Genomic DNA, 23,880 nt, shown 5'->3' on the forward strand with positions numbered 1-23,880 from the left:
GGTGGTGGATGGGTGCTCTTCGCGGTGGGCCCGCCGGCCCCCTCGCGATGGCCTTGGAGCAAACGACATTCCAGGCGCCACGCTTCCGGCCGTGTCTGTAAAAACACGCGGTTGCGGACTTGAGAGGGAATGGAGTCAGCTCTTTCTGACTGCGTGACGTTCCTCGTCACTCCGCGATGCTCTCCACAGGGGCCCCGCACGACGCGTAGATTCCCGGTCCGATGTTTCAATCCAAGCCTTCGCGCCCACCGGCCTGGTGCGTGTTGCTCCTGCTGGTGCTGGCCGCCGGGTGCGACAGCGCGAGCGGCGAGCGCCCTGCCACGGCTGCGACAGCCGGCACCGTTCGCTTCTACCGGGAGCTCACCCTCGACGAGGTGGGAGGGAACGTGCCGGCCATGCACGTGGACCCGGGAGGAGGGCTCTGGGTGGCGGTGTCGGGAGATGCGACGACCGCCGGACGCTCGCGCCTCTACCACCGCCCGCCGGGTGGCTCCTGGCGCACGGCCTACGAGGGCCCCTTCGCCACCGAGCTGTCGCTGTCCTCATGGCGCGCGGGGGAGGTGTACTTCGGCTTCAACCACACCCTGAATGGCTTCGAGCCCAACCTGCTGCGGGTGACGGCCGGGGGCAGTGAGTCTTTGCCCACCCCACGTGAGCGCCTGGATGACAGCGAATACCTCCAGGTGGGCAGCTATGCCCTGCTGCCGGACGGCGACGGCTGGGCTTGTGGACAGCGCGCCCGCCTGTGGCGCTTCAGGAATGGGGCGTGGGTGCCCCAGCCGTCCTTCGCCGAGTGGACACCGGAGGCCGGGGCCAACACCTACTTTTGCGGCCAGGTGCGCTTCGACACCCGGGGCCAGGGGTGGGTGGTGGAGTACGGCGGGGGCAGGCTCTGGCGAGGGACGGGCGGGCGCTGGGAGCTCCTCCCGCCGCTGGACGGCAACCAGGCCCTCTACTTCCACGCCAGCGGACTGGCCTCCCGCGAGGGCCGCCTCTACCGCTTCGAGGAGGACCGCTGGCAGCCCATCCAGGGGCCGTTCGTCCTGGGCGACATCGTGTTGGACGAGGACGGCCGGTGGGGTGCGAGCAGGGGCACCGTCTTCCGCATCGAGCGGGAGCGGTGGGTTCCGGTGGCCAGCGGACAGCGCTTCGAGTCCCGCGCGATAGCCGAGTCCGATGGCTCCGTCTGGGTGCTGGCCCACGATGGCGTCTACCGCTCCACGGTCCGGCAGGTGCCCACCTTCGCGGAGACGCCTCCCGGCACGCTGCCCAGGGGCCTGCTGCACCTCGAGGCCGCGGACTTCGACGGGGATGGGGACGAGGACCTGCTCGCGCTCACCCCCGAGGGCGGCGAGGGCACGGGCCTCGCCTCGATGGTGGCCTTCCGCAACGGAGGCGACGGCCGCTTCGTCCCGCTCGACAGCGAGCTGCCCCGGGCGGTTCAACTGTGGAACGGCCGCTTCGCCCTGGGGGACATCGATGGTGACGGGGACCTGGACCTGGTGGCGGCCACCCGGGCGGGCACGGTGGAGGTGTGGCGCTTCTCCGCCGGGCGCTTCGAGCGCACGCGGGTGCTTCCCCTGAACACCCTCAGCGTGGCGCTCGTGGACATGGAGGGGGATGGAGACCTGGACCTGCACGTGGCCCAGGAGCGGTACTCCTTCTACGTCAACGATGGGGCGGGCCAGTTCACCCTCGGGCCCGAGGCGCCCACGCCGCCCGGGACGGACCACGTGCTGTGGGATGACGCCGACGGGGATGGGGATGCGGATGGCTTCGCCCTGCGCTGGAGGGACCCTCCGCTGCTGATGCGCCAGGACGCGCCGGGACGCTTCCAGGTGCTCCCCCTGCCGCTCGTCGCGGAGGGAGGCGCGTGGACGGACCTGGACCGGGACGGAAGGCCGGAGGCCTCCGCCCAGCGCCTGCACAACCCCGAGCGGGCCTTCCCCTTCGTCACCTGCGCGCCCACGGCCAGCGGTGGCTGCGAGCCCTGGCCGCACCCCGCGGCCCCCGCGGGGCTGGTGGTGGACCTCGACGTGGACGGCCACCCCGACGTCATCCAGGCGGAGCTGCGCGTGGGCGCCCGGATGACGCAGGGCGGAGAGGTGTATCTCGGAGGCGAGCAGGGCTTCGAGCGCATCACCGACATCACGGGCCCGCTGTCCCAGCCCGCGGTGTTCGACGCCAATGGGGACGGGGCACCCGATGTGTACACCCCGGAGCGAGGCCTGCTGCTGGCCACCGCGAACGCGGGCCGCGCCGTGCGGGTGGACGTGAGCGCCAGCCGCAGCGACAGTCGAGCCGAGGGCGCCTGGGTGCTGCTCCGCGCGGAGCCGGACGGCCCACCGGTGGCCACGGCCCGCGCGCGCGGCGGAAGGGCGCTGGTCGGACTTCCGGACCCCTCGGCGCGCTACACCCTGGAGGTGCGCTTCCCCACGGGAGAGCAGCGCACCTTCACGGGAGTGGAGGCGGGCAGCACGGTGCGGGTGCGAGACGTGGAGGGGCCCGCGCGTGCGGGACGTCTCGCCGTGCTGTGGGTGTCCAACTCGGTGCGCCTCGTCAACGTGACTCGCGAGGGCCTCGCCCTGCTGCTCGGACTTGTCGCGCTGGGGTGGCTGGGCAGGAGGCTGCTGCCCGGCCAGCAGCGGGTGATGCTGCCCGCCTTCGCCCTGGGTTTCCTCCTGCTGCTCGGGCCGCTGGTGCGCTGGGGGGCTCCGGGCGTCCTGCTGCTCGGGCCCGGTGCGGTGTTGCCGGCCCTGGGCACGGGACTGCTCCGCGCCTGGAACCAGCGGCGCCGCGCGCGCCGGTATGCCGGGCCCTACGTCCTGCTGGAGCGGCTGGGTGCGGGCGCCGCGGCCACCGTCTGGCGAGCCCGGGGGCCTCACGGTGTCGCGGCCCTCAAGCTGTTCGACGCCGAGGCCATGAGCTACCCCGAGGTGAGAGACCGCTTCTTCCGCGAGGCGCGCGCCGGCATGCAGATGGCCCATCCGAATCTGGTGCACATCCTGGAGGCCGGCACCCTTGAGGACGGCCGGGGCTTTCTCGCCATGCGGCTCGTGGACGGCCCGTCCCTGCGCGCGCACCTCGCGGCGCGTGGCGTGCTCGCGGCGAACGAGGTGCGCACCCTCGCGCACGACGTGGCCTCCGCGCTCGCCGCCCTGCACGGCGCGGGCGTCGTGCACCGCGACGTGAAACCCGAGAACATCCTCCTGGGTTCCCAGGGGGCGGTGCTCACGGACCTCGGCCTGGTGCGCAGCATCGTCTTCAAGACCGTCACGCGCCATGGGGCCGCGGTGGGGACGCTCGCGTACATGAGTCCCGAGCAGTGCGTGGGCCGGCCGGTGGACGGGCGCAGTGACTTGTGGAGCCTCGGCGTGGTGCTCTACGAGCTGCTGTCCGGCCACCGGCCCTTCCTCGGTACCCACGAGCTGGAGCTCGTCTACCGCATCCACAACACCTCCCCCGCGCCCCTGCCTCCCAGCGTGCCGGAGGACCTGCGCGCCCTCATCGACCGCTGCCTGTCGCGAGACGTGGAGGAGCGCTTCCAGCGCGCCGAGGAGCTGCTCGGGGCGCTGAACCGGAAGGAGGCGGCATGAGTGCGCCACCCCTCGTCGAGCAGGTGCGTGAAGCGCTGCGTGCCTTCGTGGAGCTGGAGTCCCTCAGCAGCGCGGAGGCGGTGGACCGCGAGCGCCTGCGGGCCTGGGCCCTCAAGCACTTCGGGGCCCTGGTGCGCATCGAGCAGGAGGCCTCGCGGCTGGCCGCGGCCCCACCGCCCCGGCCTCAGTTACCGGCGGAGGAACCCGGCGGCCCGGTGCTGCGCTCGCTGGAGCGGGTGTCGGCCGCGCCGCTGGGCACTTCGCTGGAGGTGGCGCTGGGCGCGCTGATGGAGCTCACCGGGGCGAGGCGGGGCTTCGTGGGCCTGCGCGGGAAGGGCGGAGCGCTGCGCTTCGCGGCCCACCAGGGCTTCACGGAGCTGCACCCCAGCGGTCCCGAGGGGCAGCTGTCCCGCACCATCCTCGCCGCCGCCCTCGAGACGGGCAGCCCCCTGCTGCTCGAGGACGCACGGGCCGATGCCCGCTTCTCCGAGGCGCCCAGTGTGATGGCGCTCGCCCTGCGCGCGGTGCTGGTGGTGCCGCTGGCGGGCCGCGCGGCTCCCTTCGGCGTGCTGTACCTGGACCACCCGAGCACCGCGGGGGCCTTCGGCCCGGACGCCCGTGAGCGCGCCGAGGCCTTCGCGCGGGCCCTGGGCCCCCTGCTGGAGCGCGACGTGGCGCTCGCCCGTGCGCGCGAGAAACGCCAGGAGCGGGGAGCGCGGCTGCGCACGGGCCGCAAGCTCGAGGCGCTGGTGGGGGAGAGCGACGCGATGCTGGAATTGCTGGAGCTGCTGGTGAAGGTGGCTCCGTCCCACTCGCCCGTGCTCGTCCTGGGCGAGACGGGGACGGGCAAGGAGCTGGTGGCGCGGGCGCTGCACGAGCACTCGCGCCGGGCCTCCGGTCCCTTCGTGGCCATCAACTGCGGAGCCATCTCTCCGGCGCTGGTGGAGAGCGAGCTGTTCGGTCACGAGCGGGGAGCCTTCACCGGCGCCGAGCGGGCGCGCCCCGGCAGCTTCGAGGCGGCGGACGGAGGCACCTTCTTCCTCGACGAGGTGGGTGAGCTGCCATTGCCCGTCCAGGTGAAGCTCTTGCGCCTGCTGGAGGGCGGCACCTTCATGCGGGTGGGCTCCGCCGAGTCACACCGCGCGGACGTGCGCCTCGTGGCCGCGACGCACAAGGACCTCCACGCCGAGGTGCGCGCCGGGCGCTTCCGTGAGGACCTGCTCTTCCGCCTGGATGTCTTGCGAATGGAGGTGCCACCGCTGCGCGAGCGCGAGGAGGACATCGGCCTCATCGCAGAGGCGCTCATCCCCCGGCTCGTCGCCGAGCAGGGCCTGCCGGCGCGAAGGCTGCACCCGGCCGCGCTGGCCGCGCTGGAGGCCTGGTCCTGGCCGGGCAACGTGCGCGAGCTGCGCAACGTGCTCGAGCGCGCGGTGGTGCTGAGCGACGCGGAGCGCATCGGACTGGACGCGCTCCCGCCGGAGATTGCCGGAGCCCTGCGGCCGACCACCGCGCCCCGGGGCATCAAGGAGGCGGTCCGCGTCTATCGCCAGCGGCTCGTCCAACAGGCGCTCGACACCAGCGGCAGTCACGCCGAGGCGGCCCGCCGGTTGGGCGTCAACCCCAAGTACCTCTACAAGCTCATCAAGGACATCGAGTCCGAGGCCGCTGACGCGGAGGGCTGAAGCCCTTCTCACGCCGTCAGTGGAGCAGCCCGGGCAAGACGCCGGGGCGTGCTCCCCGGTGCCTCGTTTTCAGCTGAGCGGCTCCGTCACCGGGTCAACTAGATACAGTTGGCGTAGCACTCGTTGAAGCACGTGGGGTTGGTGGTGCCGCACTGCAGCCGACAGTACCTGTTGCAGATGCAGGCGTCGGTGTCACACGCCTGGGCGCTCACGTTTGAATCGGCCGTCGGCTGCTCGCTCAAGGGCGCCTGTGACTCTTCGGACACGGGTCCGCCGCAGCCAACCATCAGCCCGAGGACCGCCACGGCCGCCAGCCAGGTTCCAGCTCGCTTCATGCTCCCCATCCCTTTTGAGTTGCGCGGAAGTGCGCGGCGAGGATTCTAGCTGGCACCGGGCCATCCAAGGATAGACATACATCTGGCGAAATCGGCTCCGTCCAGTGGGGCTGATTTTTGAGCGCCCTGACGGCATGGGCCGCGGAGGGGTCCGCATGACTCATCATCTTGTGACGCCGTGTCGGTCCAACTGGTAGAGCACTCATGCATGCGAATCGCGGTATCCGGTACTCATCGCACGGGGAAGTCCACCCTCATTGGCGAGTTGTCCGACCTGCTCCCCACCTATGTGACGGTGGATGAGCCGTACCACCAGCTGGAAGAAGAGGGCTACGCGTTCGCGGAGACCCCATCGGTCGAGGACTTCGAAGAGCAGCTCGCACGCTCCATCGCCAACCTGGACGAGGGCTCTCGCGACGTGCTGTTCGACCGATGTCCGGTGGACTTCATCGGATACCTGTTGGCCCACGAGGACCGTGACGCGTTCGACCTTGACGCGTGGCTCCCGCGCGTACGCACAGCCCTCCGGAAGCTCGATCTGATCGTCCTGGTCGGGATTGAGCGGCCGGACCGGATTGCGCGCTCCGCCTCGGACGACGATGAGCTGCGCCTGGCTGTCGACGAGAAGCTGAAGGAGCTCCTCCTCGATGATTCCTACGCCTTCGAAGTGGAGGTGCTCGAGGTCGAAGGCGCGACGAGAGCGCGTGCGAAGCAGGTGCTCGAGCACCTTTCTGACGCATCGCGATAACGCAAAGCTCACGTTTCGAGTGAGCGTCGTCAGTGCGGGGAAGACACGTCCGGCTGCGAGTCGGAGGCGGGCAGGGCGGGAAGTGGCCGCGTCGATTCGCGCTGCCCTTGGGTGAGGAGGTGCAGCTTCAACTGGCGCCGGACCCGGCGCTCCCGCTTGAGGAAGAGCTTGTAGAGGTACTCGGAGCCCACGGCGAGCCGCTCCGTCAGGGGAAGTTCCCGCACTTCGTGCAGCAGGTTCGCGGACAGCTCGGCACGCCGCCGGAGGATGGCGTTGCCACAGGCGGCGGCCGCCGCACGCCAGGGGCCCTCCGGCCGGTCCACCAGGGCGCGCACGTGCGCCATCAGCGGGCCCGCGGCGGCTTCGTCTCCGGCGCGCAACACCATCACCGGCGTGCGGTGGGGCTCTGTCGTCTGGGCACAGAGCTGGACCAGCGCAGTGTCGAGCGAGTCATCGACGAGCAGCATGGCGCCTCCGGTGGCCGGACGCGCTTCGGGTGTGTCCACCACCCAGCCGCCGGTGTTGTACACGCGCACGAGTGAACCGAGGTCTGGCACCGCCACCTCCTGCGCCAGCGGGTGGTGGGTGTGTCCGTAGATGAAGATCTGCTCGGTGGGAAAGGGATGATTGCGGGCGCTCAGCTCCCGAGCCACGTCCGTCGCGAGCGGCCCTTTCAGGTAGTTGATGACGCCCTCGTCCACCTGTTCCCGGGAATCGAGCGACTGGCGCACGTCGTTCTCCTCGATGAGGTCCAGGGCCCGCAGGAGAAAGGGCAACAGCAGGCGCTGGCGCAGGCGGCGGCCAAACTTCCGGCCCTTCAGCGAGACCAGCGCTCCGGCCAGGCGACTGGCGAGCAGGACCTTTCCCGGGTCCGTCTTGAGCATGTCGTAGCTACGTCGCACCCCCGCGCCAATCTGGCCCTCGCGGCCGAGGCTGGACCAGAGGAAGTCGATCCACGCGGCGTTGTCCGTCTCCAGTTGGGCAATCGTCGGCGCCTCCCCCGTCTCGCCGTAGATGGCCCGGGCCAGGGGCGTCATCAGCAGATAGACGTCATCGGCGAAGTGGCCGTGGTGGGCGAGCAGCATCCGTTGTTGCCGGATGAGCCCCAGGTTCGGGTAGCCCAATACCACCCGCAAGTCGGGGTGGGAGGAATGGCGGTGGCGCAGCATGCGCGTGAGCAGCGCGTTCTCGGTGGGCTGCTGCTCGGGGCGTGTGCCGGGAGCGGGGTGGAGCTCCGCGAAGATGAGGGTCGTCGGGGCAGAGGCTTCGAGCGGGTCATCCGGCGAGATGCTCACCATCCGCTCGGCGACGAGCTCGTCACGCGTCGCCGTCCATAGCTCGTGGTCGTGGTTGCCGGGGATGAAGACGATGGTGGGGGAGAAGAGCGCCTCACCGCCGGTTGGAAAGAGCCGGTCGATGAACTGGTCGAACCCGTCGAGCGCGACGTGGGTGGGCGCGAGTGCGAGCTCGAAGATGTCGCCGACCAGGACGAGTTGGGGCTTGATGCCAGGAGGGTTGGCCCGCGCGACATCCCGCAAGCACGCCACCAGGCCGTCCAGCGCGTCGTTGGCCATGAGCGGCCGCGTCGCGCCATTGTGGGTCGGGTCGCTCAGCAGACTGTTGCGCTCCCCGAAGTGCAGGTCCGACAGGAAGACGTAGTGGATGGCGGCCATGTGTTCCCCCGAGGGGGACGAAATAGCCATCCGCTCGTGCTCCGAACAACCCGACCGGACGGGCGATGGCGCATCCGCCCCGCTCCGACGCCAGCCTCGGGAGTGTCCTCCCGTGGAACCTGGAGGCGCCCGCCGATGGCCCGGTTGCTCATCGGGAAACGTCGGGCGTGTGGCCCAGGAGGCGCCTTTGGAAGAACGCCAGGACCTCGTCTCTCGCGGTGGCGGTGGGCTCGCCCTCCCGGTCGACGAGGTGGACGGTCAGGACGCTGTGAGGCGTTGGGATGAATCGGAAGAAGTCGTCGGGGCGCTGGGACTTCGGCCCCGCGGCGCTGTCAGGTAGCACGCGCGCATGGAAGCGCTCGCCGAGCGCTCGCTGGTAGGCGGCGAAGCGTTCCGCCCGGCAGAAGGCATCACCTTCGAAGCGATAGGCGAGGACGGTCAGGTCTTCGTCGACCAGTCGCTGCCGCACGCGCTCGAGCTCCTCGGCGGTGATGTCCACCCCCGAGGGCTCGTCCAGCGGCAGCGACGGCTGCGACAGCACCGGAGCCAGCACCGCCTTCTCCAGCATCATCGACAGCGCGAAGTTGCCGGTGAAGCACATGCCAATCGCCCCCACGCCCGGGCCGCCGCATTCCGTGTGCGCGTGCGCGGCGAGCGCCCGCAGCCACGTCGCGATGGGACTCGACCCGTTCGCGGCGAACGCCCGGAACTCCCTGCTGATGCACGCGCGCTCGAAGATGGCCTTCCCCTCCTTCGCGGTGGGCACGGCGCCGTCGCGGCCGAAGAGGCTCGGCATCCATGCGGTGAAACCGGCGGCCCGCACCTGGCGGGCGAAGCGCGCAACGCGCGGGCTGATGCCCGGCATCTCCGCCATCACGATGACCGCGGGACCGGTTCCGGCCGTGTAGACCTTCCGTGTCTCGCCCAGCAGCGTGACGTCGCGGTGCTGAAAATCCTCGAGTGGGTCGTCTTCTTCGAGATTGCGCATGCTCGTGTCTGCTCGGGCCGTCGGGTCCGCCCGGCTTCCTCCTGTCCACACGAGACCATCGGCCCGCCAGCGGTCGCCAGTGTCGGAAAAGACATTTTTCGGGCAGATTCGGACACCGTGTCCTTTACCCTCATCGTCCTGGAAGACGCCTTCGCGACGGGCGTCACCGCGACGCTCGACATGCTCCGGGCAGCGCGCGCGCTGGGGGCGGAGTCGCTGCGTTTCGAGGTCTGTTCGGTCGACGGCGGCCAGGTCCGGCTCTCCGGCGGACTGGGCCTCGAGACGTCGCGCCTGCGCGTGCTGGCCCGCGAGGACCGGACGACCTGGGTCATCCCGGGCCTCGGTACGACGCACGCCGCCGCCGTGCGCGCGCGTCTCGCGCGACCGGATGCCCTGAAGCTCTCGAAGGCGATTGCCCGTCATGTCTCGCGCGGAGGGCGCGTCGCCGCCTCGTGCACGGCCGTCTTCCTGCTGCAGCAGGCGGGCGTCCTGGCCCGCCGCCGGGCCACCACCACCTGGTGGCTCGCGGGCCTGCTCGCGGAGATGGAGCGGGGATGCGTCGTCGACGCGGATGCGATGGTCTGCGCGGACGGGCCCGTCGTCACGGCCGGGGCGGCCTTCGCGCAGACCGACCTCATGCTGCACCTCCTCCGGGAGCGTTGCGGCGCGCGGCTGGTGGACCTCCTCGCGCGCACTTTGTTGCTCGATGGCAGGCAGGCGCAGGCGAAGTTCGTCGCGCCGGAGTTGCTCGCGAACGGAGACGCGTTGATTGCGCGCATCACGTCGGAGCTCGAGGCGCGTTTTCCGAATCCCCCGAGTGTCTCCGAGCTCGCCTCGAAGCTCGGCATGACGGAGCGGACCTTGTCGCGCCACGTGCAGCGCGTGACGGGCCGGAGCACGCTTGCGCTCGTCCACAGCGTCAAGGTGCGGCGTGCACAGGCGCTGCTCCAGTCGACCCACCTGAGCGTCGACGACGTCGCCGCGGAGGTGGGCTACCAGGACTCGGGCACCCTCCGGCGTCTGTTGAAGAAGCTCGGCGGTGGCTCTCCACGCATGCTTCGCTCGGCTCGGTAAGGCACGCCGGCTCCGTCGCCTGCCGGGTCGCATGTCACAGGCCCCGGCGCTCTCCGTCTTGATGCTGGAGCACTGCATGAGCAGTGCCCGCGCCAGGAGGGCTGGATGGATACTCGAATGTCAAAGTTGCTTGCCGTGGTTGCCGTCGTCTCGGCGTTTGTCTTGGCCCCGGCGACGGCGTGGGCCGCCTGTGGCTGCCAGGGAATGACGTTACGGGTCGGCGGCGGCGCTTCTCCCATGACCTCCGGGTACTACTGCGCCCAGCCGGGCCGCGTTCCCGACTGGCCCGGCTGCGCCCAGGCAGTGAGCCCTCCTTCCGGGACGTGCCCCTCGGGGCAGGTGGCCTTCCGATGCCAGCTCGGTGGCACCGCGCCGGCCCAGTCTCCTGCGCAACCCGAGCTCGGCTGGAACTTCGAAGTCGTTGCCACCTTGAAGCCGAGTAGCACGCCAGCCCAATGCAAGACGGGACAGGTCGTCACCACCAACAAGTTCGTGGATGGCAATCTCCTCACCAACGGAGACACCGCGGACGAGCCAGTGGGCCCGCTGACCTTTGGCACCGTGCCGCCAACGGTCATCGCGGTGGTCAGCTCACAGCTCAGCTACGTCCCCAATGTGAATACCCATAGCACCAGCACGCAGACCTGGACTCCGGTGTTCGGGGCCGACGGGTATGAGGAGGAGAGCCGGGACCTCAAGTATCGGGTCGGCTCCATTACCTGGATTGACGGCCCGGCCAAGCTCTTCGGCAACAGAAGCTCCCGTGTAAGTGGTCAATGGGAGTTCATCTCCTTCGTCAAGGCGAGTGGCGATGGCTCTGGCGAGTGCATGTGCCGGTTCGTCATCGACCGCACCTGGGATGGCACCACCGCTGGAGGTCGCGGCGTCGTCCTCGGGCCGAGCGTGAACTGCGCGCTGGAAACCTAGGTCCCCGGGCGTCAGCCGAGGAGGGCCCGCACCGCTGCTTCACGGTGCGGAGTGGGCCTGGGCCGGCACGCAGGGGGCGAGGGAGCGCTGGCATTGCAGGAGGCCGGGACAGGCGAGGTCCGCGCCGCAGGAGAGCTCGCACATGCGGATGGGATGGACGCCAGGGATGTCACCCACGAGGCTGCCGCAGTGGCCTCTGCCCCGGGTGGAGAGACAGTCCTCGTCGAGGACGCATGAGCGGGTGCAAATGCCGAAGCGCTCGTCGTGGTTGGCGGTGACGCAGAAGGGGGCCGAGGCGGGACACTGGATGTCCTCGGAGCACGTCATGCCGAGGGCGGGAGTGTCGCCGGGAAGGATGCCGATGGGGGGCTCGGTATCGGTGGCTTGTGATGGATAGACGTCGTCGGGGGTGGAGAGAAGCGCGAGCTCGAAGAGGCCGCGGGTCTCCGCCATCTTCCCGGTGACGGCGTCGTGCAGTTGCAGGAGGCGTCCGAGGGCTCCCCCCAGCGGCGTCGGGGAGAGGGCGTCAGCGCAGTCGCGGCGCGTGTCGCCGAGGAGCTCGTAGCGCTGGCCGTCCAGGGTGGCGGTCCAGGTGACCATGGCATCGGAGATGCCGCTCTCCACCGTGAGGCGCTGGGGCCCGCTGCTGGCTTCGCCGGTGGGGCGGTACGGGCGCGGGCGAGGCAGGGTCGCGCGCATGTCGAGCCGCACGCCGTCGTCGTAGGCGAGGATGACGCCTTCGGCGGTGAGCGTGAAGTCGGCGGTCAGCACCGCCTCCGCGTCGCGGGTGGCGGTGACGGTGACGCGGTCGTCGGCGCGCTCGACGCTCACGTCGGTGACCTCGACGCCGTCGCTGCCGGGGGCGCGGCAGCCCAGGAGCAGGGCTGCCGCGCAGAGAAGGGCACGCATTCCGAACCTAGCCTCGTGCACGGGGGCGCCCACGGAGCGCGAGCACGACGCCGCAGAGCAGGAGGAGGGCGAAGCCGGCGTCGCCGGAGGGGCCCTCTCCCGGGGCGGCGCCGCAGCCCCCCGAAGGCGAATCCGTCGGCGCCCTGCCGCGGAAGGGCGGGTCGACGCGCTGCCGGGAGCCGCCGTTGCACGCGTTGCTGACGGGGCGCGGGCGCGTATCGCCGCCGCCCGTCCAGCAGGCGCTGGTGAGCGAGTAGTCGAACTCCCAGCGCCAGATGACCGCGACCGTGTCGTAGACACCGCACATCCCCGAGCCCAGGACGGTGTCGAGGCCGGTGGCGGTGCTGATTTCGCTGCCCACGTACAGGCCGACGCCCGCGGTGGCGACGCAGGCCGCTGCTGGCAGGCAGGCCGCGCCCGCGGAGGTGAGCGCAGCGCCGCCCGAGCCGCCGAGCGCCATGCCTCCGCCCCCGAGGACGAAGCCGCTGCCGGCAAGGGTGCCGCCGCCGCCGATGCCGAGGTTGGCGAAGCCCTCCCAGTTGCCTTCTCCGAGCTGGTCACAGCCACGGTTGAGATTGACCATCGAGCGGTCGATGCACTCGAGCCCGGTGCCGGCCATGCCGAGGCCGTTCAGGGCGCCATCCGGGCTGGGACGGAAGGACGGGAACTGGAAGCCGGGGCGGGGGCGGGGGCCGCCAGGGCCAGGGCCTCCGCCGAGCGTCACGAGCGGACCGTCGCCGTCGAGGTTGGTGCGGCACGTGCCGATGCAGCCGTTGTTCCCGGGTGAGCCGGGTGGCCGGTTCCACGGCGCCGGCCAGTTGGGGCCGTAGGTCCTCGGTGGGTCAGGATCCTTCAGCGTCCCCGGCTTCAGGCAGCCCAGCGCGTTCGCACAGGGCTGGGGGGTTCCACCGGGCATGCAGCGCGAATAGGCGCGGTCTCTCGGCACCTCCACCTCATCCCAGTACGGTCCGCTGCCGGGCATGCTGCTATCGAAGAGGCACAGGCGCCTGCGGAAGACCTGTCCCGTCTCCGCGGCCATCAGTCCATTCGGGCCTATGCAGGGCATTCCCGTACGGTTCGCCTCGGCCTGGATGAGCCCGCTGTTGCCGGCGTGGCATACGGCGTAGAAGCGCACGGAGCCCGGCCGTCCGTCGAGAAGCGGCAGGCCCGGGCCACCCCCCATGAGCGTTCCGTTCCGGAAGCCGTGGTTGCAGTAGATGACGACGTTCCCGTTGCGGCCGCCGTTGATGATGCGGACGCCCGGGTCGTAGCAGTTGTCGTAGTCCTTCAAGTCGCAGACACCGTGAGTGCCCACAGTCGGCTGGGCGAGTGCCACCGGGCCGACACACAGGCCGAGCAGCAGCAATGCAATCTTGGCGAGTCCTGGTCTCATGGCAGGTTCCTCTGGGGAGTTGGTGCGGACCCGCTAGCGATTCGGGTTCACGCAATACCCTTGAGGGCTGCACACGGTGCCGCCCGCGCACGTGCAGTCCATGAGTCCGCCGCAGGTGTCGGAGACCTGAGCGCCGCAGCGGTTGCCGCAGCTTGGCGCGCAACTGCTTGGCGGCGGCGGCATGAACGAGGACATGAGCGCCGGCTGGAGCTGCACGCGGCTGCCATTGATGAAGCGTGTCGAGACGGCGCCCGTCTCGCTGTAGGTCTGGCTCTCGCTGCGAGCGACCGGCCCCGCGGCGTTGACCGAGCTCGTCACGCGGCCCGCGAAGTCGAGCGTCTGCTCGAGGCTGCCGCCGTTGGGCAGGAGGGTCTTCTTGAGCCGGCCGAGTCCGTCATACTGATACTGCGTCGTCTCGCCCATCGGGTTGGTCACCGAGAGCGTACGCCCGAACCCGTCCACGACGCGTGTGGTGGTCAGCGAGCCCCGGGCGATGGACGTCCAGTTGCCGTAGGCGTCGTAGGTGTACGTGGTGACGCGGCCATCGGGGCCGGTCTCGGTGAGCGGCTTGCCGAGTGGGTTGTAGGTCGCCTGGTAGCGCGTGATGCCGGCGAAGTCCACGAGGCTCAGGAGATTGCCCCTGGAGTCGCGGTTGTACCGGGTGGTCTCGCCGTTGGGGCTGGTGGCGGTGAGCAGTTGGTCGAGCGCGTCATACGTGTAGCTGCTGGTGAGGTTGTCGGGCGTCGTCGAGCTGAGCACGTTGTGCCGGCTGTCGAAGACCGCGGTCGAGGGGCGATTCATCTCGTCGCGGAACGAGACGACGTCGTCATTGTCATTGTAGGTCACCGAGCGCAGGTGGCCGGCGCGGTCCAGCAACTGGATGGGTCGCTTGCGCGCATCGCGCGCGTACTGCGTCTTCAAGCCGTCGGCGTGGACTTCCTCCGCGACAGCGCCGTTCCAGAACACGAGCGAGCTCTTCTGTCCCAGCGAGTCGGTCATGGTCACCCGGTTGTCCGTCGAGTCGAGACGCGTCATCGAGCCGTCAGCGAAGGTGACTGTCTCGAGGCTGCCGTCGCTCAGGTAGGTGAACTGGGTCCGCGAGGCCTCACTCCAGCCGGAGCGCCACATGATGCGATGGCTGTTGTCCCAGTTGTAGCCGAGCGAGAGCGTCGGCACGGCGCCGTCGAGCGCGGGGCCGGCCACGCTCATGAGCTCGCCATTCTGGTAGACCGGCGAGAACGCGTGGCCTTCGGCGTCGGTGTATCGCGTGTACATGCCGCCGGAGACCTGGAAGACCGCGGCGCGGCCGGCGAAGTCGGCCATGCTGATGAGACGATTGTTGGTGTCGTACCCGAAGGTGGCGACGGTGCCGATGCGGTCCGCCTGTGTCACCTCGACGTACCCGAGAGCGCGGGGGTTGGCGAACGTGCGCCTGGCGCCGCCGCCCTCGTCGAGGATGAAGTTGCCGCCCGAGCGCGTGAGAAGGCCACGGTCCAGGGGCTCCGCGCGGTAGACGCCGGGGGCAGACCGGGTGAAGACGCGGGGCGTGCCGTCTCCTTCTTCGAGGGTGACGGTGCCGTCGGGCGCCTCGCTGAGCGTGGCGGCCATGGCGAGACGGAAGCCGTAGCCAGCGCCACGCTGCACCGTCGTGTCGGCGCTGTTGTGCACGAGCACGATGCCGCTGGCGAGCGAGACGCGGTGCTGCACGTTGCCGCCGGGGCTGACCGACCAGGCGCCGGACGCATCCCACATGCCGGTGTCCTCCCACGCCTTCGGGCGCCCGGGGCGGAACGCAATCGGGTGACGCGGCGCGATGACGCAGCCGCTCATCATCGGGTCTCGAGCGTAGCCGGCGTTGCAGACGTAGTCGCAGGTGCCACTGCTACACGTCGCCGTCGCGTGCTCGGGCGCATAACATGTCATGCAGTACTGCCCGCACGCGTTGGGGTCCGTGTCGGCGACGCAGCCCTGGTAGCAGGCATGCGCTCCGGGGCCGCAGTCAGCGGTACATCCCGAGCCCCCGTCGGCGACGACGTAGCCGGGGGCGCAGGTGAACCCGCATTGCCCGCTCACACAGGTGGCGGTGGCGTTCGGCGGCGTAGGGCAGTACTGGCACGTGGGGGGTGGCATGCAGCCACCGTCGCCCATGCATTGGGCGGCGGCGCCGAGAGGTACGAGGAAGGTAGCGATGACAAATGAGAGTGAGAGCCCGAGCGCGAGCTGACGCATGACAAGCCTCCTCCTTTTGTGGGCCCGGATGACGCCGTGAGCCCAGCGGCTGGGGTGTGGGGAACTGCGATTGATTTTCCTGCTTTATCGCGATGGCGGGATTGGTTTCTCCTCTTACGAGTGAGACACCCCAAACGGATCTCCTCCGCACCTGCTTTGGGGAACTGCCCGGAAGCAGCCCCGCCGGTGCACGGTTGGCATGTTGCGTCACCGACCGGATACCCTGTTCACCACCATGAATGATTCCAGGGGTTCTCGGCAGGACAGTGGGTTCATCGTAGGCATGCTCTCCGGTGGCGTGGTCGGCTTCCTCGTCAGCGCGCTCGTGATTGGCGTGGGTGGCTACGCATGGGTGAAGAAGAAGGAGCGCGACGTCCGGAGGGGCTGGAACCTGGTTCCCGCGGTCGTCGCGGCCGTGGACATGTCCGAGGGCACCGTCGTCGGGTTCGAACAAATCTCGCAGCGCCCGGTACCTGAGCAGTTCATCACCAGTTCGGTGGTCAAACCAGACAGCGCCAACTACATCGTGAACCAGCGCATCCTCGTGCCCGTGCAGGCGGGCGACCTGATGCTGTGGTCCCAGTTCGAAACGACGAAGCGGGAGCTCTACCTCGTGGCGGCGCGGGACATCGAGGTTGGCGCGAAGCTGAAGGAGGAGGACATGGAGCCCAAGGGGATGGACCCGGAGCTCCTGACGCCGTCCTACGTGAAGAATGCCGAGCGCCCGCAGCTCACGGGCCGGCCCGTCATTGCCGCCTTCCGCAAGGGCGACCCCATTCTCTGGACCCACTTCCGGAACGAGCCGCCGCCCGTCAGTGGCGCCTCGGCTCCCTAGCGCCCCGCTCGGTGGCTGACGCAGGGTGTGTGGGCTCGTCAGGGGCCCTCGTCGCCCCCAGTTTGAGCGACCGCGATGATGCCGAAGGCGGCCCACGGCAGGCCCCGTCCAGACGGGCTGGAGTAGCTGGCCGGCAATCGTCCTTTTTCCTGCATCATTTTCCTCCTCACCGGCTCATTCGGTCTGAGGGGAGCTACTCGGCTCCACGAAAGAAGAACTGGGACGGGCCAGCCCCCTCATGCTGCACGCACTGAAAGGGCACTTGGGATGATGACAAAGTCAGGTTCGTGGCTGGTGATTTGCACCCTCGTCGTGTCGTCACTGGTGGCCGCGCCAGTGGAGGCGGAGGCTGAGCCGGAGAGCTGCTTCGAGGACTGGAGCGCCTGCATGGGGTGGGCAAACTCAGAACCCGTGGACTGGATTCAGGATTCCAAGAGGGACTATTGCAATGGCGCTTACGGCGCCTGCGCCGGGTATACCGGCTGTGGCGACACCTTCTGTGACACGTATCACAACTGGGAGAATCATCAGTACTGCCCGAGCGACTGCCCATAGTCTGGTGTGGGGCAGTCAGGGTTGCTCAGCCGATGCGCAGCTCCGGATGCAGGGACTCTTCCAGGCGGGCGCGCTGCAGCTTCCCATTCGTGTTCCGGGGGAGTTGCTCCACCCGGTAGTAGTCGGTGGGGACCTTGTGCGTGGACAGGCGCTCTCGCAGCGCCTGCCGCAGGTCGCGCTTGGGAGGGCAGGGCACTCCGGACCGGAGCTGGAGGAAGGCCGTGAGTGTGGTGCCGTAGAGCGGGTCCTCCCGTCCCCACACCGCGGCGTCCTCCACACCGGGCAGCTCGCGCAGGGCCGCTTCAATCTCGAACGGGCTCAATCGCTCACCGCCGACCTTGAGCAGGTCGTCATTGCGGCCCAGCAGCGTCACCAGCCCGTCCGGCCTCAGCTCCGCCAGGTCTCCGGTGCGCAGCCAGCCGTCCTCCACCTTCTCGCGCGTCGCTTCGGGAGCGCCGAGGTAGCCCAGCATCAACTGGTCCCCGCGCACGCAGAGCTCTCCCTCGGCGGTGAGCTTCACGGCGAGCTTGCCCACGGGGTAGCCGGTGGCGTTGCTCAAGAACGCGGGGTGGTCACTGCGCAGGCACAGCACCCGGGGTGACAGCTCCGTCTGGCCATAGTTGGTGTAGACGCGGCTGGAGGGAAAGGCCCGCAGCAACCGCTGGCGGAGCGGTGGGCTCAGCGCCGCGCTGAAGTGCACGGGATGATGTTGAATGGTGATTCAGGTCTCAAGAATGCCCCGGGGGGCCCGGGCCGGTCCACGGCAGCGCGCGGTGGGTCACCGCGGCCCGGCGCGGCCATGGCACGTGGAAGGTTTCGCACCACGCAGGTGCCGCGGGCGCGGGCGACGGCGCGATGGCTGCGCCAGCGTCGGCGAAGGGCTGGAACGAGGCGCCGGGAAGGGCGACCCGCCAGGGGCTACGCTGGCTCGAAGCGGGACTTCAGGTGGTGCGAACTCCGGCTTGGGTGTCGGGCGGAACCCAGGCACCGACGTCCGCGGGCGCCTCTTCATCCGCGAGGGTCCATTGCTCCGGCGCGCCCCGCTCCTTCAAGATGGGCGGCCTCTCATGTCGCATGGGGTGGGGATGCAAAGCAGGATGTTTGTCTTCCGTGGGCTGGTGTCGCTGCTCCTTCTTTCGTTCTCGGCGTGCATCGAAACGCCTGACCCTTCGGACAACCTCCCAGGGGAGAACGACGCGGGAGGGCTCCCCGATGAGCCGGGAGTGACCCGGAGGCTCGGGCTGGAGCTCGCGACGGCCGCGCAGCTCGAGAAGATGCAGATGGCAGTCACGCCATTCGCGGGCGAGGAGCTGCCGGCCCGTGTAGACCTCTCGGGCAAGCTCCCTCCTCCGGGTGACCAGGGAAACCAGTCCTCCTGTGTCGGATGGGCGGTCGCCTATGCGCTGAAGAGCTACCAGGAAAAGGTGGAGGAGGGCTGGGGCCTGACGGGCTCGGGGGGCGGGGTCGACGCCCAGCATGTCTTCAGCCCGGCCTTCATCTACAACCAGATCAACCACGGCCAGGACCGGGGCTCGCTGTTCTCGGAGGCCCTCGATTTGATGGCGCAGCAGGGGGCGGCCACGTTGGCGGACATGCCCTATGACGCTCGGGACTTTCAGTCCGCTCCTGGCGGGGCGGCGCGGGCCAATGCGAAGCGCTTCAAGATTGAGACCTGGCGTCGCATCGGCGTGTCCGACCTGAGGGGAATCAAGGGGCAGCTCCACGCCGGCTTCCCCGTGCTCATCGGGGCGAAGGTGGACCAGGGCTTCACGCAGATGCGCCAGGGCTCCGTCTGGAGCAGCTCATCGGGGGGCGTCCTGGGCGGGCATGCCATGGCGCTCGTCGGGTACGACGACGCGCGGCGCGCCTTCAAGTTGATCAACTCATGGGGAAGTGGGTGGGGAGACCAGGGCTACGGGTGGGTGGCCTATGAGCACTTTCCCAGTGTGGTGGTCGAGGCCTACGTCGCCAAGGACGCCGACAATGGCAATGGCCCGAGCCCCTCTCCGGATGGCGGAACGGCGCCGGATGCGGGAACCGGCCCGGACCCGGTGCCCCCCACTTCCACGGTCCAGGTGGCCCAGGTCCAGCACAACGTTTCGTGCCCCTACCCGGGCCTGCCGTACTGCATGCGCCTGTCGGGGACCGTGGCAGTCGGCGCTGGCGCGGGCTCGCAGGGCCAGGTCGTGGTGCACGTCTTCTGGGACGCGGGCGGTGGCTCGAAGGGACAGCTGGTCGCCGGAACCATGCCGTTCGTGGATGTGATGGGCCAGGCCGCCACCGGGACGAGCCGGCTCGCCATTCCTGGCTCGGGACTCCAGATGGCGTGGTCCGCCGACCTTCCCTATGCCTCGTTGCAGATTCCGCGCGGGGGGTATGACCCCTTCGGCGTCTACCACCCCTACACGAGCTTCCTGGTCGCCGAGCCCGCGGTCTTCGTGGATGGGTTCGCGGTGGCTGTCGGTGGCAGCCTCCCGTTCTACGTCGGACTGTGAGTCCGTGACGCCGCGGCCAGCGCGCTAGCGCGACTGGCCGTCGTGCTTCTGGCGCTGGATGCGGCGGCTCAGCCGGTTCTGCTCACGCCGAATCCGGGCGCGCTCGCCGGCGTCCAGGTGGCCGTCGTCGCTGCGCGCCTCGCGGATGTCGCGCCGGATGGCGCGGTGCTGCCGCTCCATCCGCACCGCCTCACGGCCGGTGAGCTCCCCACTCTTCACGCCCTGGACGATGCGCTCCTGCTGGTTCACCTGCCGCCGGTCGGCCTTCGCCGCGCTCGCGGGCAGCGCCGTCATCAGCCCCAGCACCATCGTCCCCACCGCCAGGATGTTCCGCTTCATGTTCGTCTCCAGGTCCAGGCCGGCCGGGCCGGCGAAGGTGTCTGGAGAAATGAACCCGGGAGCCCGGCGGAAGTTGCGGGCGGGGTTGTCGCACCTCCGCGCCTGTTCGCGCTTGGCCGTGTCTCAGGGCGCGGGCGTCACCGCGGCGAAGCGCGAGCGGCCCGCGCTCAGCAGGTACACGGCCACCGCCATGCCCACGCCGCACAGGGCCGCCACGTAGTGCGCGGCGGCCAGGGGGTGGTTCTTCATCATCAGGGTGACGACCAGCGGCGTCAGGCCCCCGAAGATGGCGTAGGCCACGTTGTAGGAGAACGACAGCCCGGAGAAGCGCACCTCGGCGGGGAAGGCGCGCACCATCACCGTGGGCACCACGCCCACCACGCCGACGCAGAAGCCGACCAGCGCATACAGGGGCACGAGCCGCTCCGGCGCCGCGCCCACGCCGAGATAGAACAGGTACGTCGCCCCGAGCAGCAGCCCGCAGCCCAGCACCAGCGCCCGGCCCACGCCCACGCGGTCCGCGAGCAACCCGTAGGCGATGCAGCCCACCGTGAGGGCCAGCGTGGCGACGCTCGCGGCCTCCAGCGCCTGGGCCGGGGCAATGCCGTAGAGCTTCTGCACCAGCGTGGGCGTCATCAGGATGACCACCACGATGCCGGCGGTGAGCACCCAGGTGAGCAGCATCGACACCACCACCGCGACGCCGTGGCCGCGCAGCACGGCCTTGAGCGGTAGCTCCTGCACCAGGGCGCGGCGCTGGCGCATCTCCTCGAAGACGGGCGTCTCCGCGAGCCAGCGGCGCAGGAAGACGGCCAGGAAGCCGAACACGCCGCCCACGAGGAAGGGCAGGCGCCACCCGTAGGCATGCACCTCTTCCGGGGTGAAGACGGTGTTCACCAGCGTCGCCACCAGCGAGCCGAGCAGGATTCCCAGCGTGAGCCCCGACGTCAGCGTGCCGCACGCGAAGCCCACGCGGTTGTGCGGGACGTGCTCGGAGACGAACACCCACGCGCCCGGCACCTCGCCGCCCACCGCAGCGCCCTGGCAGATGCGCAGGAGGAGCAGGGCCAGCGGCGCCGCGTAGCCCGCCGTCGCGTACGTCGGCAGCGCGCCGATGAGCAGCGTGGGCACCGACATCATGAACACGCTGAGGGTGAACATGCGCTTGCGACCGGTGCGGTCGCCGAAGTGCGCCATGATGATGCCGCCCAGCGGACGCGCCAGGTAGCCCGCCGCGAACAGGCCGAACGCCTGGAGCTGCCGCAGCCACTCCGCCGTGTCGGGCGGGAAGAAGAGCTGGCCAATCACCGTCGTGAAGAACACGAAGATGATGAAGTCGTAGAACTCCAGCGCGCCACCAAGCGCCGCCAGCCCGAGCGTCCGGGCGTCCTGGCCGGTGAGCGGGCGCTGCGCGGAGTGCTGCCCGGGTTCGAGGGATGCGGTCGGCATGCGTGCCCGGGAGCATAGGCCGAACCGGGCGTCGCTGGCGCTGGGACGTGGCCCGGGCCGCGGTGGGGCCTGGCCGGGGAGGGCTGATTATACAAGGAAGGATGGTTGGTCGCGTCCTGCATACACTTTGTGTCAGAGTGTCCCTGCTTCACCAATCACAGACGGACAAAGGAGACACCGATGTTCTCGAAGCTCACGCGTCAGTTGTCCACGCTGCTTCTGGTCGGCGCTGCCTCGCTGGCTCTGGGTGGCTGCTCCGCCGCTCCCGCCGGGAGCGATGACACGGACCGTTCCGTGGCGGTGGCGTCCCAGTCGCTGGAGATGACGGAGGCCGGGAGCGAGCAGTCCCTGGCGGCCTGTAGTCCCTCGTGCCACGGCCCGTGCTGGACCTGCATCCGCAGTGTGTGTGAGAACACCTGTCAGTAGCATCGCCTGGAACAGTGGCCGCCGTGGCCCGCGAGCGCCACGGCGGAAGTACTGCTTCAGTGCCCGAGCGCCGCGCGGATGAGCGGCTGGAGCTCGACGGAGAGGTCCACCGAGAAGCCGACGACGCCCTCGTTGCTCCGGTCCAGCTGCATGCCGAGGACGGCGTAGTACCCCGCCTCCCGGTCCATCCAGGGCGTCCAGCCGAACGCGCCCGGCGAGCTGATGATGTCGCAGCCATCCGCGGGCGTGTCGCAGTGCAGCCAGGCCGTCAGGCCATAGCGGTAGGCCCGCCCCAGGTCCTTCACGGGGGAGTTGCCAATCGTCACGTCGGGGAAGGGCTCGCGCGTCTGCGCGTCGAACAGCTCCGGCGTGCCGCGCTCCAGGCCGGCGTAGCTGCCGCGGTGGAAGACGAGCCCCAGCAGCGGGGCGTACTCGTTCATCGACGTGCGCAGCCCACCAGCGATGAGCGGGTTGCTGGTGCCTTCCGCCTTCCGGGGGGCGGTGAAGTACGTCACCTCCGGGGGCAGGCCGAGGGGCGCCGCCAGCGTCTCCCGGAAAAGGTCGTTCCAGCGCTTGCCCGTCTTCACCTCGGCCATGCGCGCCGCCACCTGCAGGTGCGTGCTGCCGTAGTCGAAGCGCGTGCCGGGCGGGGCGACCTGCGGCGTGGTGGCGATGATGGCGACACAGTCCGCCAGGGTGTAGTCGGCCCGCAGCGTGCAGAGGTGCTCGTTCTGCATCCCGGAGGTGAAGGACAGCAGGTGACGCAGGGTGATGTTCGCCTTGTCACCCGTCCAGCCGAGCACCTCGCCCGTCGTGGAGTCGAGCGTGAGGTGACCCTGGCGGATGACCTCGAAGAGGACGGTGCCGGCCACCATCTTGGAGGAGGACGCCACCGCCACCCTCCGGTCGGGCGCGAAGTCGCCCACCATGTGCTCGTACACCTTGCGGTCCTGTGCGTCGTACACGGCCAGGCCCAGCCCCGGGACGGAGGGGCCCGCGTCGGCCACCCGCGCGTCCATGAGTGCCCCCACGGCATCCCAGGCCGGGCCCGCGTCGGGGACGGTGCTGCCTCCGTCCGCCCCCGCGTCCGAGCCTCCCGCGTCCGGAGCCGTGCCCGCATCGGAATCCGACGAGCCTCCACCGCAGGCCCACAGCAACACACCCAGGGACAGCCCCAGCACGCGCACCACGTTCGTCATCCCGTTCTCCTCGGGTGTCCTCCAACACCCCTCAGGGGAAATGGTTGCGGGGCCGCGTGCCGAAAGCTCACTGAAAGGGCAGGGAGAGGTAGTGCGCGCCCAATTCCGTCACGACACCGGGCGCTCCCAGCAGGCTGGCGAAGCACGGGTCGTTCGTCCACCGGCCGGTGAACCAGGCATAGCGGAACACGTCTTCACGGCTCTCGCAGACGGAGACCATCTCCGCCATCTGGGCCTTCTGCTTCGCGACGGAGTCAATCTGTGCGCCGTCCCGCTGGGCGTGGCAGTTGGCGAACTCCGTCACCCAGAACGGCTTGCCGTACTTCTTCAGCCGGTCCAACTGGCCCGCGAGCCCGTAGTCGTACCAGTGAAACGCGAGGTAATCGATGCGCGGCTCGCGGTTCCCATTCGCCGCGCGGTAGGCCGCATAGAACGCGTCGAGCCAGACGACCGGGTCCGAGTACCCCTGCACCGTGCCCCAGTTCATCGCCGGACCCACGAGCTTGACGCCCGTGTTGGCGGCGACGCTCTCATAGCGGGGCCACAGCGCCGCCGCGTCCTTCGGTGACAGGTTGGCCTGGTCCGCGAGGTTGGGCTCGTTGAGGAGCAGCAGGTAGTGGACGTGGGGATTGGCCTTGAGCCAGGTCTCGACGCCCGCGGCATCGAAGTTCCCGTTCCAGAGCATGGGGATGAAGTCCATGCCGTAGCGCGCGCGGTAGTCCGTGGGCACGTCGCGGTGGGGCCGGGAGCTCCAGTTGTACCACCAGCTCACGCCCGGAGAGACGGCGGCGAGGTCCGCGGGCGTCGCCAGGTCGAAGGCAATCCCGCGCTTGGCGCTCTTGGCCGAGGGCTCGGTGCCCGCGTCCCTGGAGACGCCGGCATCGGACGGCCCCGCGTCCTCGTCGCCCTTCGGTGCCGAGGCGGCCGGGTCACACCCCAGCAGCAGGAGGGCCACGACGCAGGCCGGTGCGAGGATGCTTCTCATGTGGCTTCACCTCGGGCCGGGAGGCGGCCCTGCTGTGGACTCG

The 23,880-nt window shown here is 69.8% G+C and carries 19 protein-coding genes; 8 read left to right on the top strand and 11 right to left on the bottom strand.

What is annotated here, in order from left to right; translation table 11 throughout:
• The first annotated feature begins 221 nt into the window (after positions 1–221).
• Positions 222–3,596: a serine/threonine-protein kinase gene (locus OV427_RS30445; RefSeq protein ID WP_267859702.1), complete on the top strand. Its 3,375-nt coding sequence runs from the start codon at positions 222–224 to the stop codon at positions 3,594–3,596.
• The gene (locus tag OV427_RS30450) at positions 3,593–5,278 is read left to right on the top strand and encodes a sigma-54-dependent Fis family transcriptional regulator (protein WP_267859703.1); all 1,686 of its coding nucleotides are present in this window, start codon (positions 3,593–3,595) and stop codon (positions 5,276–5,278) included. The genes OV427_RS30445 and OV427_RS30450 overlap by 4 nt, the downstream gene beginning before the upstream one ends.
• A gap of 98 nt (positions 5,279–5,376) precedes the next feature.
• Here the strand turns inward: OV427_RS30450 and OV427_RS30455 are convergent, their stop codons facing one another.
• Positions 5,377–5,613: a hypothetical protein gene (locus tag OV427_RS30455; protein WP_267859704.1), complete on the bottom strand. Its 237-nt coding sequence runs from the start codon at positions 5,611–5,613 to the stop codon at positions 5,377–5,379.
• A gap of 208 nt (positions 5,614–5,821) precedes the next feature.
• Between OV427_RS30455 and OV427_RS30460 the strand changes: the two genes are divergently transcribed.
• Complete coding sequence (locus tag OV427_RS30460; RefSeq protein ID WP_267859705.1) at positions 5,822–6,361, top strand: AAA family ATPase; 540 nt, start codon at positions 5,822–5,824, stop codon at positions 6,359–6,361.
• A gap of 29 nt (positions 6,362–6,390) precedes the next feature.
• Here OV427_RS30460 and OV427_RS30465 read toward each other — a convergent pair whose 3' ends face one another.
• Both OV427_RS30465 and OV427_RS30470 read right to left on the bottom strand, forming a co-directional pair.
• Complete coding sequence (locus OV427_RS30465; RefSeq protein WP_267859706.1) at positions 6,391–8,034, bottom strand: metallophosphoesterase; 1,644 nt, start codon at positions 8,032–8,034, stop codon at positions 6,391–6,393.
• Between the two features lie 148 nt (positions 8,035–8,182).
• Entirely contained in the window at positions 8,183–9,022 is an 840-nt protein-coding gene (locus OV427_RS30470) for a dienelactone hydrolase family protein (RefSeq protein ID WP_267859707.1), read from the bottom strand.
• A 117-nt stretch (positions 9,023–9,139) separates the two neighbouring features.
• Between OV427_RS30470 and OV427_RS30475 the strand changes: the two genes are divergently transcribed.
• Together OV427_RS30475 and OV427_RS30480 are read left to right on the top strand one after the other, a co-directional pair.
• Entirely contained in the window at positions 9,140–10,096 is a 957-nt protein-coding gene (locus OV427_RS30475; RefSeq protein WP_267859708.1) for a GlxA family transcriptional regulator, read from the top strand.
• A gap of 117 nt (positions 10,097–10,213) precedes the next feature.
• On the top strand, positions 10,214–11,023 hold the full coding sequence (locus tag OV427_RS30480) for a hypothetical protein (protein ID WP_267859709.1): 810 nt from the start codon (positions 10,214–10,216) through the stop codon (positions 11,021–11,023).
• A gap of 39 nt (positions 11,024–11,062) precedes the next feature.
• Here the strand turns inward: OV427_RS30480 and OV427_RS30485 are convergent, their stop codons facing one another.
• Genes OV427_RS30485 through OV427_RS30495 form a run of 3 tightly spaced genes read right to left on the bottom strand, consistent with a single transcriptional unit; the run spans position 11,063 to position 15,248 of the window.
• The gene (locus OV427_RS30485; RefSeq protein WP_267859710.1) at positions 11,063–11,932 is read right to left on the bottom strand and encodes a hypothetical protein; all 870 of its coding nucleotides are present in this window, start codon (positions 11,930–11,932) and stop codon (positions 11,063–11,065) included.
• Between the two features lie 7 nt (positions 11,933–11,939).
• Positions 11,940–13,325: a hypothetical protein gene (locus OV427_RS30490; protein WP_267859711.1), complete on the bottom strand. Its 1,386-nt coding sequence runs from the start codon at positions 13,323–13,325 to the stop codon at positions 11,940–11,942.
• A 33-nt stretch (positions 13,326–13,358) separates the two neighbouring features.
• Entirely contained in the window at positions 13,359–15,248 is a 1,890-nt protein-coding gene (locus OV427_RS30495; protein WP_267859712.1) for a hypothetical protein, read from the bottom strand.
• A gap of 589 nt (positions 15,249–15,837) precedes the next feature.
• Between OV427_RS30495 and OV427_RS30500 the strand changes: the two genes are divergently transcribed.
• Positions 15,838–16,389 carry an SAF domain-containing protein gene (locus OV427_RS30500; RefSeq protein WP_267859713.1) on the top strand — a complete coding sequence of 184 codons (552 nt, stop codon included), beginning with the start codon at positions 15,838–15,840 and terminating at the stop codon, positions 16,387–16,389.
• Positions 16,390–16,969: 580 nt separating this feature from the next.
• Here the strand turns inward: OV427_RS30500 and OV427_RS30505 are convergent.
• Entirely contained in the window at positions 16,970–17,644 is a 675-nt protein-coding gene (locus tag OV427_RS30505) for a class I adenylate-forming enzyme family protein (protein WP_267859714.1), read from the bottom strand.
• Between the two features lie 397 nt (positions 17,645–18,041).
• Here OV427_RS30505 and OV427_RS30510 point away from each other — a divergent pair, with 397 nt between their 5' ends.
• Positions 18,042–19,439 carry a C1 family peptidase gene (locus OV427_RS30510; RefSeq protein WP_267859715.1) on the top strand — a complete coding sequence of 466 codons (1,398 nt, stop codon included), beginning with the start codon at positions 18,042–18,044 and terminating at the stop codon, positions 19,437–19,439.
• 24 nt (positions 19,440–19,463) lie between these two features.
• On the opposite strand, the gene OV427_RS30515 is transcribed toward OV427_RS30510, so the two are convergent.
• Positions 19,464–19,778, bottom strand: coding sequence for a hypothetical protein (locus tag OV427_RS30515; protein ID WP_267859716.1), 315 nt, complete (start codon positions 19,776–19,778; stop codon positions 19,464–19,466).
• A gap of 123 nt (positions 19,779–19,901) precedes the next feature.
• Entirely contained in the window at positions 19,902–21,227 is a 1,326-nt protein-coding gene (locus OV427_RS30520; protein ID WP_267859717.1) for an MFS transporter, read from the bottom strand.
• 180 nt (positions 21,228–21,407) lie between these two features.
• On the opposite strand from OV427_RS30520, the gene OV427_RS30525 reads away from it, so the two are divergent.
• Positions 21,408–21,653, top strand: coding sequence for a hypothetical protein (locus OV427_RS30525; RefSeq protein ID WP_267859718.1), 246 nt, complete (start codon positions 21,408–21,410; stop codon positions 21,651–21,653).
• 56 nt (positions 21,654–21,709) lie between these two features.
• Here OV427_RS30525 and OV427_RS30530 read toward each other — a convergent pair whose 3' ends face one another.
• Positions 21,710–22,852 (bottom strand): serine hydrolase domain-containing protein, encoded by a 1,143-nt coding sequence (locus tag OV427_RS30530; RefSeq protein WP_267859719.1) that lies wholly within the window; start codon positions 22,850–22,852, stop codon positions 21,710–21,712.
• Between the two features lie 67 nt (positions 22,853–22,919).
• On the bottom strand, positions 22,920–23,837 hold the full coding sequence (locus tag OV427_RS30535) for a glycosyl hydrolase (protein ID WP_267859720.1): 918 nt from the start codon (positions 23,835–23,837) through the stop codon (positions 22,920–22,922).
• Between the last annotated feature and the right edge of the window lie 43 nt (positions 23,838–23,880).

It is taken from the genome of Pyxidicoccus sp. MSG2 (assembly GCF_026626705.1).
GTDB lineage: Bacteria > Myxococcota > Myxococcia > Myxococcales > Myxococcaceae > Myxococcus.

What these genes read in the sequence shown, in the direction of transcription:
- OV427_RS30530 (WP_267859719.1), bottom strand. Translation starts at nt 22,852, where the DNA reads ATGACGAACGTGGTGCGCGTGCTGGGGCTGTCCCTGGGTGTGTTGCTG.
- OV427_RS30455 (WP_267859704.1), bottom strand. Translation starts at nt 5,613, where the DNA reads ATGAAGCGAGCTGGAACCTGGCTGGCGGCCGTGGCGGTCCTCGGGCTG.
- OV427_RS30480 (WP_267859709.1), top strand. Translation starts at nt 10,214, where the DNA reads ATGTCAAAGTTGCTTGCCGTGGTTGCCGTCGTCTCGGCGTTTGTCTTG.
- OV427_RS30460 (WP_267859705.1), top strand. Translation starts at nt 5,822, where the DNA reads ATGCGAATCGCGGTATCCGGTACTCATCGCACGGGGAAGTCCACCCTC.
- OV427_RS30510 (WP_267859715.1), top strand. Translation starts at nt 18,042, where the DNA reads ATGTTTGTCTTCCGTGGGCTGGTGTCGCTGCTCCTTCTTTCGTTCTCG.
- OV427_RS30525 (WP_267859718.1), top strand. Translation starts at nt 21,408, where the DNA reads ATGTTCTCGAAGCTCACGCGTCAGTTGTCCACGCTGCTTCTGGTCGGC.
- OV427_RS30465 (WP_267859706.1), bottom strand. Translation starts at nt 8,034, where the DNA reads ATGGCCGCCATCCACTACGTCTTCCTGTCGGACCTGCACTTCGGGGAG.
- OV427_RS30490 (WP_267859711.1), bottom strand. Translation starts at nt 13,325, where the DNA reads ATGAGACCAGGACTCGCCAAGATTGCATTGCTGCTGCTCGGCCTGTGT.
- OV427_RS30520 (WP_267859717.1), bottom strand. Translation starts at nt 21,227, where the DNA reads ATGCCGACCGCATCCCTCGAACCCGGGCAGCACTCCGCGCAGCGCCCG.
- OV427_RS30445 (WP_267859702.1), top strand. Translation starts at nt 222, where the DNA reads ATGTTTCAATCCAAGCCTTCGCGCCCACCGGCCTGGTGCGTGTTGCTC.
- OV427_RS30495 (WP_267859712.1), bottom strand. Translation starts at nt 15,248, where the DNA reads ATGACATGTTATGCGCCCGAGCACGCGACGGCGACGTGTAGCAGTGGC.
- OV427_RS30500 (WP_267859713.1), top strand. Translation starts at nt 15,838, where the DNA reads ATGCTCTCCGGTGGCGTGGTCGGCTTCCTCGTCAGCGCGCTCGTGATT.
- OV427_RS30485 (WP_267859710.1), bottom strand. Translation starts at nt 11,932, where the DNA reads ATGCGTGCCCTTCTCTGCGCGGCAGCCCTGCTCCTGGGCTGCCGCGCC.
- OV427_RS30450 (WP_267859703.1), top strand. Translation starts at nt 3,593, where the DNA reads ATGAGTGCGCCACCCCTCGTCGAGCAGGTGCGTGAAGCGCTGCGTGCC.
- OV427_RS30535 (WP_267859720.1), bottom strand. Translation starts at nt 23,837, where the DNA reads ATGAGAAGCATCCTCGCACCGGCCTGCGTCGTGGCCCTCCTGCTGCTG.
- OV427_RS30470 (WP_267859707.1), bottom strand. Translation starts at nt 9,022, where the DNA reads ATGCGCAATCTCGAAGAAGACGACCCACTCGAGGATTTTCAGCACCGC.
- OV427_RS30515 (WP_267859716.1), bottom strand. Translation starts at nt 19,778, where the DNA reads ATGAAGCGGAACATCCTGGCGGTGGGGACGATGGTGCTGGGGCTGATG.